16 protein-coding genes and 1 riboswitch are annotated in these 13,073 nt (G+C 43.3%); of the genes, 1 reads left to right on the forward strand and 15 read right to left on the reverse strand.

What is annotated here, in order from left to right; genetic code table 11:
* Window positions 1-2 precede the first annotated feature (2 nt).
* The 9 genes from resB to scpA form a co-directional block, all read right to left on the reverse strand.
* Complete coding sequence (gene resB / locus MHB62_RS11385; RefSeq protein ID WP_003230515.1) at window positions 3-1,631, reverse strand: cytochrome c biogenesis protein ResB; 1,629 nt, start codon at window positions 1,629-1,631, stop codon at window positions 3-5.
* On the reverse strand, window positions 1,628-2,167 hold the full coding sequence (resA, locus tag MHB62_RS11390) for a thiol-disulfide oxidoreductase ResA (RefSeq protein ID WP_003230513.1): 540 nt from the start codon (window positions 2,165-2,167) through the stop codon (window positions 1,628-1,630). Before resA ends, resB begins: the two co-directional genes overlap by 4 nt.
* Window positions 2,168-2,261: 94 nt before the next feature.
* Complete coding sequence (gene rluB / locus MHB62_RS11395) at window positions 2,262-2,996, reverse strand: 23S rRNA pseudouridine(2605) synthase RluB (protein ID WP_004398815.1); 735 nt, start codon at window positions 2,994-2,996, stop codon at window positions 2,262-2,264.
* Between the two features lie 91 nt (window positions 2,997-3,087).
* Window positions 3,088-3,624 (reverse strand): spore maturation protein SpmB, encoded by a 537-nt coding sequence (spmB, locus tag MHB62_RS11400; RefSeq protein WP_003230509.1) that lies wholly within the window; start codon window positions 3,622-3,624, stop codon window positions 3,088-3,090.
* A 4-nt stretch (window positions 3,625-3,628) separates the two neighbouring features.
* Window positions 3,629-4,219, reverse strand: a complete 591-nt coding sequence (gene spmA / locus MHB62_RS11405) for a spore maturation protein SpmA (protein WP_004398980.1) — start codon at window positions 4,217-4,219, stop codon at window positions 3,629-3,631.
* Window positions 4,207-5,355 carry a D-alanyl-D-alanine carboxypeptidase DacB gene (dacB, locus tag MHB62_RS11410; RefSeq protein ID WP_003230505.1) on the reverse strand — a complete coding sequence of 383 codons (1,149 nt, stop codon included), beginning with the start codon at window positions 5,353-5,355 and terminating at the stop codon, window positions 4,207-4,209. The genes spmA and dacB overlap by 13 nt, the downstream gene beginning before the upstream one ends.
* A 122-nt stretch (window positions 5,356-5,477) precedes the next feature.
* A complete protein-coding gene (locus MHB62_RS11415) occupies window positions 5,478-6,017 on the reverse strand; it encodes a YpuI family protein (protein ID WP_004399065.1) in 540 nt (179 codons plus the stop codon).
* A 54-nt stretch (window positions 6,018-6,071) separates the two neighbouring features.
* Complete coding sequence (gene scpB / locus MHB62_RS11420) at window positions 6,072-6,665, reverse strand: SMC-Scp complex subunit ScpB (protein ID WP_003223904.1); 594 nt, start codon at window positions 6,663-6,665, stop codon at window positions 6,072-6,074.
* Window positions 6,655-7,410: a segregation/condensation protein A gene (gene scpA, locus MHB62_RS11425; protein ID WP_003246108.1), complete on the reverse strand. Its 756-nt coding sequence runs from the start codon at window positions 7,408-7,410 to the stop codon at window positions 6,655-6,657. The genes scpB and scpA overlap by 11 nt, the downstream gene beginning before the upstream one ends.
* A 280-nt stretch (window positions 7,411-7,690) precedes the next feature.
* Here scpA and MHB62_RS11430 point away from each other — a divergent pair, with 280 nt between their 5' ends.
* Window positions 7,691-8,215: a DUF309 domain-containing protein gene (locus tag MHB62_RS11430; RefSeq protein WP_032722049.1), complete on the forward strand. Its 525-nt coding sequence runs from the start codon at window positions 7,691-7,693 to the stop codon at window positions 8,213-8,215.
* A 13-nt stretch (window positions 8,216-8,228) separates the two neighbouring features.
* On the opposite strand, the gene ribT is transcribed toward MHB62_RS11430, so the two are convergent.
* From ribT to MHB62_RS11460, 6 genes are all read right to left on the reverse strand, one after another.
* Window positions 8,229-8,603, reverse strand: coding sequence for a GNAT family N-acetyltransferase RibT (gene ribT, locus MHB62_RS11435; protein ID WP_003223910.1), 375 nt, complete (start codon window positions 8,601-8,603; stop codon window positions 8,229-8,231).
* Window positions 8,604-8,715: 112 nt separating this feature from the next.
* Window positions 8,716-9,180, reverse strand: coding sequence for a 6,7-dimethyl-8-ribityllumazine synthase (ribH, locus tag MHB62_RS11440; protein ID WP_003223915.1), 465 nt, complete (start codon window positions 9,178-9,180; stop codon window positions 8,716-8,718).
* A 32-nt stretch (window positions 9,181-9,212) separates the two neighbouring features.
* On the reverse strand, window positions 9,213-10,409 hold the full coding sequence (locus tag MHB62_RS11445; RefSeq protein WP_003230496.1) for a bifunctional 3,4-dihydroxy-2-butanone-4-phosphate synthase/GTP cyclohydrolase II: 1,197 nt from the start codon (window positions 10,407-10,409) through the stop codon (window positions 9,213-9,215).
* Between the two features lie 14 nt (window positions 10,410-10,423).
* A complete protein-coding gene (gene ribE / locus MHB62_RS11450) occupies window positions 10,424-11,071 on the reverse strand; it encodes a riboflavin synthase subunit alpha (RefSeq protein ID WP_004398505.1) in 648 nt (215 codons plus the stop codon).
* 10 nt (window positions 11,072-11,081) lie between these two features.
* Entirely contained in the window at window positions 11,082-12,167 is a 1,086-nt protein-coding gene (ribD, locus tag MHB62_RS11455) for a bifunctional diaminohydroxyphosphoribosylaminopyrimidine deaminase/5-amino-6-(5-phosphoribosylamino)uracil reductase RibD (RefSeq protein ID WP_032722052.1), read from the reverse strand.
* A gap of 129 nt (window positions 12,168-12,296) precedes the next feature.
* Window positions 12,297-12,441: riboswitch (FMN riboswitch) on the reverse strand.
* 119 nt (window positions 12,442-12,560) lie between these two features.
* Window positions 12,561-12,905, reverse strand: a complete 345-nt coding sequence (locus tag MHB62_RS11460; protein WP_032722053.1) for a hypothetical protein — start codon at window positions 12,903-12,905, stop codon at window positions 12,561-12,563.
* Window positions 12,906-13,073 lie beyond the last annotated feature (168 nt).

Here is a 13,073-nt window from a genome sequence, read left to right on the forward strand (position 1 = left end):
GCCTATTTCTGTGTTTTGATTAATTCTTTTTGGTCCACCGGTTCAGTCAGTCCGGAATCAGCCAATATAAATGCTAAATCCTTCTTCAGGCCAAACCAGTTTTTATTGGTATGCCCTGCTACCATAACTGCACCGTCCTGTGAGTGCAGCCAAATTCTTCGATGCTGCCAGTACATACCTTGAATGACACCGATCATAAAAATGGCTCCGCCGACAGCAAGCACCCAGAGTGTCAGATCCTTTCTGACTGTAAGTCCAGTAATGTTTTTCGTTTCGACATGGTCAAATTTCAGCTTGTATTTATTATTGCCTGATCCTTCGATGGTTTCTTGGATGGCGACAAAGCTCTTTTCGCCTTTCGGTTTGTCCGGCGTTATGATATTAAAGACAAAAGCCGGATTGTTAGGGATCTTTGTTTTTGTGCTCGGCTCTCCGTCCTGATTAAAATAGAAGTCAGGCAGGTAGCTGGCGATTTCCACCTTGTAACCGTTACCAAGATCATAGACTGAATCTGGATCCAGAAGGTTGATCTTCAGGCTCCCAAAGGATTTTTTTGTTTTTTTATCAATCAGCTGGAACACCATTTGGTCAAGCTGATTCTCTTTGTAATCCACCTGGTAAACGGAAAAAGAATCAAAACGCAGCGGCTGATTGACACGGATGTCTTCTTCTGTTACTTTTTCCAGCTTCGGCTTCTCGCCATAAACAATTTTTCCTTCTCTCTTGTAGAGTACGGCATCAGTTTGAAAGTTCTTTGCCACTCTACCGTCCCCGACTCTGTCAATGGCATCTGCAAATACCTTTTTTTCCGTTTTGCTGTTATAGGTCTCTACGCTGAATTGATTGTTTTTCAAATAATATTTTCCGTCTGTACCCGGAATTGCTGCGGTTTCGCCTTCTCTGACCCAAAGCGTCTCATCGACGTACATGCCAGGCACAAATCTCAGCATCGCACCAATCAGAAAGATGATCAATCCAATGTGGTTGACATACGGGCCCCAGCGGGAAAAGCGTCCTTTTTCAGCAAGAATGCTGCCCTCTTTTTCTCTGATTCTATAATGTTTTTTCTTTAATAGAGTAACTATCTTTTCTTTCGATTCCCCGTTCAGTACAGTAACTGTTTCACTGAACAAGCGCTGCCTTCTTAAAAAGGCCGGGCTCCTTCTGACACCTTGGTTTTTTAACGCTCTATACAACGGAATGACCCGATCAAGGCTGCAAATCACGAGTGAAATGCCGATCGAGGCAATGAGCAGCAAATACCACCAAGAACCATATAAATGATGAAACCCGAGCAAATAATAAAGCTGGCCAAACGTGCCGTACTGCTCCTTGTAATAAGTATCAGCCTGTGCGCCCGGAGGCAGATAGGCTTCCTGGGGAAAAATGGTGCCGAACGCTGATGCGGCAAGGGTTATGACGATAAGCCATATTCCCACCTTAACCGAGGAAAAGAAATTCCAAATTTTGTCGATGATCGTTTTGTTATAGGTTTGCGAACGTCTTGCGCTTCCGTCATATCTCATATCAGCGAGCGGAGGTTGAGTTTCCTGAAGAGCTCTTCCGCACGATTCGCATAAAACGGTTCCGACCGGGTTTATATGTCCGCATTCACATTTGACTTGCTTCATCCCGAAGTCTCTCCGGGTTTTATGAGATTCATATAATCGTGTATCATGCTTTCTGTCATAGTGCCGGTCACCACCTTGACAACTTTTCCTTCCGGATTGATCAAAAAGGTTGTCGGAAGCGGAGATACGTCATAGGCATCAAGCACTTGGCGATCTGTATCCAGAACAACCGGGAAATTGACTCCGTAGGATTTCATAAAATTATGTACTGCTATCTTTGACTCCCCAACATTTACAGCGACAATTTCAACACCTTGGCTTTTAAAATGCTTATATTGGTTTGCCATATAAGGAAACTCTTTTTTGCACGGTTCACACCATGTACCCCAGAAATTCAAAAAAACACCTTTCCCTTTTAAGTCACTGAGCTCGATACGTTTCCCATTCGTATCCTCTAGGACAAAATTCGGTGCGTCGGACCCTTCGGATATACTCTCTTTGCCGGCAAATACAGCGTTGTAAATGGTATAGCCGAGTGCGCAGATTAAAACGAGAAGGATGCCGGTCCGAATGAATAAACGCCTTTTTTTCTTCATTGTCCACTGCCCCCTTCCCCCTATTGCAGATCCATTCAATTATATCATTGCACGTTCATTTCACATTTCTTACTTTTTGAAGGTTATGTGAAATTTAGAAAGCGTTTTTACCGTGATCCGCCAGTGCTCTGAGCCTTTTTACTTCGTGAGGCGTAAGCTCTCTGGCATCGCCCGTGTGCAGGCCTCGCAGGTTTAAAAACGCGTATTCCTCACGCTTCAGCTTGATTACCTCATGTCCGATCGCTTCAAACATGCGGCGCACCTGTCTGTTGCGTCCCTCATGGATCGTCAGCTGAATAATGCTTGTCTGCTTTTTCTTATCCAAAGACAGCAGCTTCGCTTTAGCAGGCGCTGTTTTGCCTTCCTCCAGCCTAATTCCGCGCTCCAGCTTTCTGAGCAGCTCTTTAGGCGGGATTCCTTTCACCTTCGCCACGTATGTTTTGTCTATTTCATACTTAGGATGCATTAGCTTATTGGCGAATTCGCCGTCATTGGTTAAAAGCAAAAGACCGCTCGTATCATAGTCCAGACGCCCAATCGGATAAATGCGCTGCGGAATATTTTTAAAAAAGTCCGTCACCACTTTGCGTCCTTTATCATCTTGCGCTGCGGAAATAACGCCTCTTGGTTTATATAAGAGAAAGTAAACCGGCTCTTCGCGTTCAACCTTTAACCCGTTTACCTCAATCTGATCAGAACCGGTGACCTTAACACCTAGCTCTGTTACTACTTTGCCATTCACCTTTACTTTTCCTTCTTTAATCAGCTCTTCTGCCTTTCTGCGCGACGCAACTCCGGCATGAGCAATCACTTTTTGCAGTCTTTCCATGTCTTTCACCTCAAGTATTATCTTACTTTTTTCAACCTTAACAAACAAGCTTTTTCAAATTCCTATGCCAAATCTAAAAAAAACGCCGTTTTCAGGCGCTCCCAAATAATAACGTAACGATGATGATAGATGCAACTACGCCGATTAAATCTGCAAGAAGTCCCACCTTTAATGCATCACCCATTTTTTTAATGCCGACTGCTCCGAAATACACAGTCAGTACGTAAAGCGTTGTATCTGTAGATCCCTGCATGACGGAAGCCAGCCTGCCGATAAAGGAATCGGGCCCGTATACTGCAATTAAATCGGTCGTCATTCCAAGTGCGGCCGTACCGGAGATCGGGCGGATCAGAGCAAGCGGCACTACTTCAGCAGGGATGCCGATAGCGGAGAAAGCCGGTTTTAAAAGATCCATTATAAAATCAAGCGCGCCTGATGATCTGAAAACAGTTATAGCGACAAGCATTCCGACTAAATAGGGGATAATGGAAAAGGCAATTTCTATCCCCTCTTTCCCGCCTTCGACAAACGATTCATATGTCGGAACCTTTTTGATCGTTCCATAAAGAAGAATTCCGGCAATAATGATTGGAATCATGGCTAAAGACAGCCAGTTGATGATTTCCATCCGCTCACCTTCCCTTCTTTTTGCGGCGGTAATAAAAATACCGATCAATGATAATGGCACCGATTCCGGAAATAAGCGTTGCCAAAATGCTTGGCCCGACGATATCTGTCGGCGTTTTGGAGGAATAAGCCATTCGGACAGCGATCACCGTTGTCGGGATGAGTGTGATGCAGGACGTATTAACAGCTAAAAAAGTAATCATCGACCGGCTTGCTTCCGATCGGTTTCCGTTCAGCTTTTTCATTTGTTCCATTGCTTTAATGCCAAGCGGAGTTGCTGCATTTCCGAGGCCGAAGAAATTCGCCATAAGATTAGATAAAATATAGCCCATCGCCGGGTGATCCGGCGGTATATCAGGGAACAGTTTAGATATAAAAGGTCTGCACATCCGGCTGAAAATATCCAAAAGCCCTGACTGCTCGGCGATTTTCATTAAGCCAAGCCAGAAAACAAGCACGCTCATCAATCCAAATGAGATCGTAATCGCTTCTTTCGCACCCTTAAACACGGCTTCATTTACATCTTGCAGAGTTCCGTTGCACATCGCAAAAACGAGTCCGATCACGGTTAAACTGACCCAAATTATATTGACCATTTTGCTCCGCCTGCCGCATTCAGAAAGATTGATTTAAACGTTTCAAAAAATTGTTTCTTCGGTTTTTGATGCCGCTCATTTTCATAATAGATCGGCACTTTTGCGATGGTTGCATCGTTGAACATGATCTCCATGTGCCCTACGATGTCAGGGATTTTCGAGGCATCTTTTTCCCATGCTTTTTTCGGCTTGAGCAGTGTGGTATTAATTTTTACATTTTCTTTTTCCTCTTCGGTCAGCAAATAGGTGATATCACGTTTGATAAAAGCCTTCGATTCATAAAATGTGCCTTTCAGCTTTGGAATATCCCCTTTTTTTGCAATTAAATAGGTTTGATAATGCTCAAACACATAGTTAAACATCTTCATATGGTCATCCCAATCATTAGGGTCATTAATGGTGACGGCTATCAGGTCAATGCCGTCCTTTGAAGCCGTAGAGACCAGTGTCCGTTTTGCAAGTTTTGTATAGCCTGTTTTTCCTCCTGTGCTGTACGGATAAAGCATGGTCAGCAGTTTGTTTTTGTTTTTCCATACGCTTTCCATCGTTTCCGCTTTGTATATTTTTGTGCCTGAAATCTTTTGATAGTCTTTCAGCTTCATAGCATACTTAGTTAAAATGGCCATGTCATAGGCTGTTGAATAATGATTTTCATGGTCGTCCAATCCGTGCGGGTTTTGAAAACGGGTGTTTTTCATACCAAGCTGCTCGGCTTTTTGATTCATCATATAAACAAACCCATCGAGGCTCCCACCGACATGCTCAGCAATCGCGACAGCGGCATCGTTTCCTGATCTTAGCATCAGGCCATACACAAGATCTTTCAGCTTCACTTTTTGACCTTCTGTTAAATAAATGGCGGAGCCTTCTGTTCTGACAGCATTTGCCGAAACCGTCACTGTTTGATCCATTTTGCCGGATTCGATGGCGAGGACGGCGGTCATAATTTTTGTGATGCTCGCGATCCGCCTTTTTTGATGCTCATCCTTGGCATATAACACTCTGCCTGACGCACCGTCAATAATGATCGCGCTTTTTGCACTGACATCTATAGCAGCATGTGCTGTATTCACATTTACGGTTGCAATAAGAAAAGAAATCATGATCACGAATACTGCTTTTTTGAAAATGCGCATGTTTGCTCACGTCCTTGTGGTGGTTTGTACAAGTTTATGCGCATGTCCATCAGTTATGAATAACAATTATATTTCTGGAAGCAAACATAAAAAAACTCTCCCTGAAAAAGGGAGAGTAAACGTTATCTGATTGGCGCCATGCTTGATCCGGACGCTTCGTAATGAGCCAGCTCTTCCCTCATCTTCAGAAAGGCCGCGCTCAACGGCAATAATAATTGCTCAAGCGACGCAGGAACAGCATGATAAAACTCAATTGCGCTGACCCCGGTATAAGACGCCCGGCTATTTTCACACCACGTGTCTTTTTTCGGCATAAAGAACTCTTCAATGCATTGGTGATACACATTATAAAGTGTTTTTTCCGCTCTGGCTTCCTGAAAAGGCTCCTGCATCAGGAGACGACGGCACGCTTCTGCGCCTCCTTCACAAAATACTGCCATTCTTCTCAGAGTGCTAAGCACATCACAGCAGTATCCTTTTTCAATAGGCAATTCAGCCTGTAAGGACTCAAGCGTCGTTTGATTTAGGTAATCGTTCACGGTATTGACAACCATTGATAAGAATTCGCCTGTTTTTTGAGTCTGCGCTCGCACAATCGAATGTCCCATTTCGTTTGGTATCTTCCCCTCATGTATTTGTCTCTCACATTTTGCTTCTTTCATGATAGCTTCTTCCTTATATCTTATGATGATGAAAAAGCGCGATTCATTAAACTTCTATTTTATATCTTCGAAGGTTTGGTTAAAGTTTTCAAAAAATAAATCTGCTTCTTCTTGAAGAACGTCTTCTTCCGCATTTTCAGGCAGCGGCGGAAGCTCGTCCAGCGTTTTCAGACCGAATTGTTCAAGAAAAGTCGGCGTAGTACCGTATAAAATGGCCCGCCCCGGACCATCGGCACGCCCTACTTCACACAATAGCGCCTTCGCGACAAGACTGTGTAAAATCCGCTCTGATTTTACTCCTCTGATTTCTTCAATTTCTGCTCTCGTAATTGGCTGTTTGTATGAAACAATGGCCAGTACTTCTAAAGATGCTTGAGAAAGGCCCTTTGACGGCACTTCAATCAGTTTTTTCAAGTAAGGCGCAAAGTCTTTTTTGGTAGAGAGCATGTACGTATCTGCATACTCAATAAGTTCAATCCCTCGTGTATCTCCGCGGTATTCGTCCGCCACATCCGCCATGATCGTGTTCAGTTCAGGCTCTTCGATTTCAAGCACTGTTAACAGCTGCTTTTTTGTAAGCCCTTCATCGCCTGCCGCATAAAGAAGGGCTTCCACAATAGCTTTCCAATTCACGATATCAAGCCCCATGAATGGATTCACTCCCCGTAATGTAAATATCTGAAAAATTGTGCTCCTGTTCAATGAGGACCAGCTGATTTTTCATCAGCTCAAGAACAGCTAGAAAGGTCACTACTAAATGTTCTTTTTGCTCATATGGAAACAGATCCATAAAGTTAATTCTCGTTCCTCTAGATTTCAAGCTGTGCACGATTTCGTTCATTCTGGCTTCGATTGGTATGTCCTGTCTTGTAATTGTTGTTTCCATCGGCCTGTTTATTTTTTTGCGTTTCAGCACTTTTTGAAAAGCTCCGATCATATCATAGACCGTGACAGAGAGCTTTTGCTCAGACTGTTTTACTTCTTTTGCATATTCACTCAAATCACTCGGCGGTTTCGTGAACGATTTTTGTCTTTCTTCTTCCCGTTCTTTTAAATCCTTCGCCGCATCTTTATATTTTCGGTACTCAATCAGCTTTTCAATCAGTTCCTCCCGCGGATCTTCTTCTTCAAGTAATTCATCTTCAAAAAGCTCCTCCTCTTGCTTCGGGAGCAGCATTCTGCTTTTAATGCTGAGCAGCGTGGCAGCCATAACCAAATACTCGCTGGCAATGTCGAGCTCAAGCACGCGCATCGTATGTACATATAATAAATATTGTTCAGTGATCTTCGCCACAGGTATATCATATATGTCAATTTCAAGACGATTGATTAAATGAAGCAGCAGGTCCAATGGGCCCTCAAACGTATCAATTTTCACTTGATATTCTTCCATCATCTCACCATTTTCAAGTATCACTCTCATTGCCGGAAAAACTGGCTACCCTATAGTATAAGCCACCAAAAAGCTCTCGTCCAATACTATTTCATATCCTGTTTTGAAGGAGTTTGTACAGAATATTCAAAACACAAGAGGTGTTTGCTCGGAGCGCAGAAGCGGGAGAAAAAGCCTTTGCTTCTGGTTTTCCTTTCTAAGAAGCACTAGAGGCCGGGCGTTCTTTTTTCCTTTTATCCCTTCTATGGTACACTAAAAGCACATTAAAGGAGGAAGCACCTTGTATCCGAAAGCTTATATAGATTATCTCGTTGAGTTTCATGCGACACGGGATTATTTTGAATGCCATGAAATATTAGAAGAATATTGGAAGGAAGATCCGCCAAAGAAACGAAAACGCTATTGGGTCGGCTTTATTCAGCTTGCAGTTGCTTTATATCATCACAGAAGGCAGAATACAGCCGGGGCAAAAAGACTGATGGCGAACAGCATCCGGATTCTTCAAGCAGAACACCGGGCAGTCGAAGACTTAGGGCTCGATCATGGCCGTTTGCTCGAACTTATGCAATCGGTTTACGAACAAATCGAAACCGGCTCTGCCTATAAAAGCATTATGCTGCCAATCAAAGATGAGAAACTGGAGGAAGCATGCAGGATCGAATGCAGGAAAAAAAAGTATACATGGGGGCAGCCCAGTGCACTCAGGAACATATTTCTGATCGACAAACACCGTTTGCGGGATCGGACTGACGTCATCCGTGAACGTGAAAGAGAAATAGAACGCAGAAAAAAAAGCAGAGGCTGATGACAGCCTCTGCTTAATTATTGTATGAAATGTCTTGATCCTGCTGACCTTGACAACGTTCGAAAAAGCTCTGCGTTAATTCATTTGGAACCAGTACTTGCGTTTTGAATAAATGCTTTAAAGCATCCATCATCTGTTTTCCGATTCCTTGATGGCGATGAGAAGGATTCACACTGATATGCCGGATCTCAACCTCAGAATCCTTTTTTTCGACTCCGATTGCTCCGACGATATCCTCGTCCTCTTTCCAAAGAAAGAGCTGGCGGTCTGTATCCGTTTCGTAGTCCTTAATTGTCTGCTGAAGCTGCTTAAGGTCTTTTTCATTCGGCATAAACGAAAGAAGCCCCATCGCAATCTTTTCAAACGATTTTTTATAACGAATTAACATAAAAACCCCTCTATATCCAAAATGTCCAGTCTGCTATTAACGGATACGAATAGGTGATCCGTTTTCTCACATTATATCATTTTCGCCATATTTTTAAACTGTTTTCAGCAAATTATTCAAATGAGCGGTTTAAATTTGCCATTTCAATGGCAGAAACAGCACAATCTACACCTTTGTTGCCCGCTTTTGTGCCGGCACGCTCGATAGCCTGTTCGATGTTTTCAGTTGTTACAATTCCAAAGATGACAGGTACACCAGTAGTGTTTGCTGCTTGCGCGATGCCTTTTGCAGCTTCATTGCAGACATAATCGTAATGTGTCGTCGCGCCTCTGATGACAGTGCCCAATGTGATAATAGCATCATATTTTTTTGTTTCCGCCATTTTTTTCGCAGCAAACGGTATTTCAAATGCGCCTGGAACCCAAGCCACATCAATGTCATTTGTGTCTACGCCATGTCTGAGCAGCGCATCTTCTGCTCCGCTCAGCAGCTTGCTCGTAATAAAATCATTAAATCTTCCTACTACGATTCCGATTTTAAGACCTGTACCAACTAAATTTCCTTGTATGATATTCATATGATTCCCATCCTTTTTTGTGATATTTGTGATTAGAAATGAAGTAAATGACCTAGCTTGTTCATTTTGGTTTGCAAATATTTTTTATTGTGTTCTTTCGCCTCCATTTGAAGCGGCACTCTTTCTGAAATACTGAGTCCGTAGCCTTCAAGGCCTGCGATTTTTCGCGGATTATTCGTCAAAAGCTTCATATTCCGGACACCGAGGTCGCGTAAAATTTGTGCTCCGATGCCATAGTTGCGAAGATCCGGCAAGAATCCAAGCGCCTCATTGGCTTCTACGGTGTCATAACCTTGTTCCTGAAGCTTATAAGCTTTTAATTTATTGATTAAACCGATGCCTCGTCCTTCTTGGCGCAAGTACAGAAGCACTCCACGGCCTTCTGCGGCAATTTGGTTCAGCGCGGCGTGCAGCTGCGGTCCACAGTCACAGCGATGAGACCCAAACACGTCACCTGTGAGACATTCTGAATGCACCCGGACCAATACCGGTTCTTCTCCGAACGGCACCTCTCCCATCACAAATGCGACATGCTCTTTTCCATCTACCTCATTTGTGTATCCATAAACCTTAAATGTCCCAAAATCAGTAGGCAGCGTAATGTCAACTTCACGCTCGACAAGTGTTGTCAGATTGTAACGGTATTGAATCAAATCCTTAATGGTGATCATTTTTAATTGATGCTTTTTCGCAATTTCAATGAGCTCAGGCACTCTCGCCATCGTTCCGTCTTCATTCATAATTTCACAAATGACGCCGGCTCCTGGAGATCCGCAAGCTTCAGCAAGATCAACAGCAGCTTCTGTATGGCCCGCTCTTTTCAGGACACCTCCTTTTTTCGCAATCAGTGGAAAAATGTGCCCCGGACGCTGAAAATCAGATGGCACGGATTTGCTGTCCAGCAATGCTTGAACGGTAAAAGATCTTTCTTGAGCGCTGATACCTGTCTTCGTTTCACGATGGTCTATGCTTACGGTAAATGCAGTGTGGTGAGAGTCTGTATTATGCTCAACCATAGGGTGAAGATCAAGCCTGTCTGCGATTTCCTCACTGAGCGGCGTGCAGATCAGTCCTCTCCCATGTGTCGCCATAAAGTTAATGACTTCCGGCGTTGCATGCTCGGCAAGAGCCACAAAGTCTCCTTCATTTTCTCTGTCTTCATCATCTACAACGATGATGACTTCGCCTTTTTTTAAAGCGTCCAGTGCTTCTTCTATCGGATGAAACATGCAAATCTTCCTCTCTAAAAGCCGTTTTCGCTTAAGAAGGCTTTTGTAATGGTTTGTTGGGTCTTATTTTCATTGGCTTTATGCAAAAATCGATACATATATTTTCCGATCATATCGCATTCGATATTCACTTTAGAGCCGATCGTTTTTTCTGAAAAGATCGTTTCGCTGATCGTATGCGGTATTAAGGAGATCGTCACTGTGTCTTCTGTCAGGCCGAATATGGTTAAGCTCACGCCATCCACAGTAATTGATCCCTTTAAAACCAATGTTTTTGTTAATGACGGGTCCATTTTTAAATCATAGTAAACTGCGTTGCTTTTCTCTTCAATTCGTGTGATTTCCGCAGTTCCGTCGACATGGCCTGAGACGAAATGGCCTCCGAAACGGCCGTTTGCCGCCATCGCTCTTTCCAGATTTACTTTGCTTCCTTTTGTTAAATCATTCAGTGACGTAGCTTTGACTGTTTCAGGCATAACATCCACTGTGAATTGATTTTTTGTAAAATCAGTGACAGTCAGACAAATGCCGTTCACTGCAATGCTGTCGCCAAGATGAACATCCTCTAAAATCTTTGAGCATTTAATAGTTAAGGCCATTGCATGCCCTGCTTTTTTCATGGATTCGATTGTGCCTGTTTCTTCGATAATTCCTGTAAACATGGTCACCATCCTATTCCTTTGTCGGTTTTGCCGTCAGTTTGATATCACGGCCGATTTGGGTTATATCAGTGAATTGTAATAAGGGGACATCTTTCATTGATTGAAAACCTTCACCGGAGATTAAGCTGGGAGCATGCGTTCCTCCGATTAGTTTAGGGGCAAAATAGAAGATGATTTCTTGAAAACAGCCTTCTTTGACAAAGCTTCCGTGAACAGCTGAACCGCCTTCCACATACACCGACATGATGCCTTCTTCCGCTAGGATCTTCAAAACATCGGGAATTTGAATGCGCTCGGTTTCAAGTGTAAATATGTTCACTCCGAAAGCTGAAAGCCGTTTTTTCTTTTCCTCTTCTGCGCGTGCCGTCGTAAAAATCCATGTCGGCGCTATTTGATCGCAAATCACTTTAGCGTCCTCAGGAATCGAGAGCACGGTATCAAGTATGACCCGAACCGGCTGTTTTGTTACATTCGGCAGTCTGCAGGTTAAGCTCGGATTGTCGGCTTTCACTGTGCCAACTCCGACTAAAATGCTTTGGTGTGTTTTCCTGTATTGCTGAGCATCCTGTCTTGCAGCCTCTGACGTGATCCATTTGCTGTCACCCGTGCTGGTAGCTATCTTGCCGTCAAGGCTGGCAGCCGCTTTTAGCGTGACGTACGGAAGGCCTGTCCTCATAAAGTGCAGAAATTTTTCATTCAGCCTCTCCGCCTGGTCTGCCAGGATGCCTTCCCTTACCTCAATGCCGGCTTCTTTCATCATGCTGATCCCTCTTCCAGCCACAAGCGGATTAGGATCTCTCATCGCCACGAACACTCTTTTGATGCCAGAGTTGATAATCAATTCTGCACATGGCGGTGTTTTTCCGTAATGGCTGCACGGTTCGAGTGTAACGTAAATGTCGGCACCCTCTGCATGTGCTCCAGCCATATGGATGGCATGAACTTCTGCATGAGCTTCACCATATTTTAAATGGGCGCCCATTCCGACAATTTGTCCGTCCTTTACGACAACAGCGCCGACGAGCGGATTGGATTCGGTCTGTCCTTCGCCCTGCTTCGCAAGATCTAAGGCCAGCTTCATATAATACTCTTCCATTTGTTTCCCTCCCCTCTTTTGTTATTTACCGTCAAAAAAGCCCCGAATTTATAAAAAATTCGGGGCTTTAGGTATTTTACGCAATAGGAAATAACACTATGCATTTTTGAACCATTTGCATAGCGGTTCATCATCCTTCTCCCATCCAGACTTTCACTGTCGGCTTCAGCTTAAACTGAATCCACCGCGTGCTTATGCACACGGGTCACGGGCTCTAAAGCAAATGTGCTTTACTACCGCCGGTCGGGATTTCCACCCTGCCCCGAAGGATACAATCTTTATTCATTTGTCCTTATTGGCTATTATAGCGATCCTTTTTAAAGTACGCAATGAAATAAACTTACAATTTGAGAAAAACAAAACATCACCCTTCGATCCGAAAGGTGATGTTTTTTAATCATTCACTTTTGCAACCTTGATTAATCCGTCGATCCGCTTTGATTTGCTGAAGTATGCCTTAATCTTGTCACCTTCTTTTATATCAGATAAATCCTGATTTAATTTTTTTCCGTTGAAGATGATTTTCGTTCCGTTTTCTGCTACTCCATGATACTCTGAGCCCTCAATTCTCGTCACTTTATATTCCTGGATGGTGTATTCCTCTTCTTCCGAGGACAAGGTTTGTCCAATTGCTGTCGGAACATCCTTCAGCTCAACATCATTTATGTACATATAACCGCCTGCAAGTAAAAGCAAAAGCACTAACAGAATGGTAATCTTGGTTTTTATTCTTCCCATTTCTAAACCTCCAGCCAATATGAATCTATTCATTCATATGAGTTATTCCTTTTTTTCATGAATAAAAAACCGTAAATTCTCGTAAATTATTAATATAACGATGCATAACGGGAATATGTTTCACATTTCTGCAAAAATTTCTTTTCTATAGATATACGAATTTATGTT

The sequence above is a fragment of the Bacillus sp. FSL K6-0255 genome (genome assembly GCF_045040725.1).
Lineage (GTDB): Bacteria > Bacillota > Bacilli > Bacillales > Bacillaceae > Bacillus > Bacillus subtilis.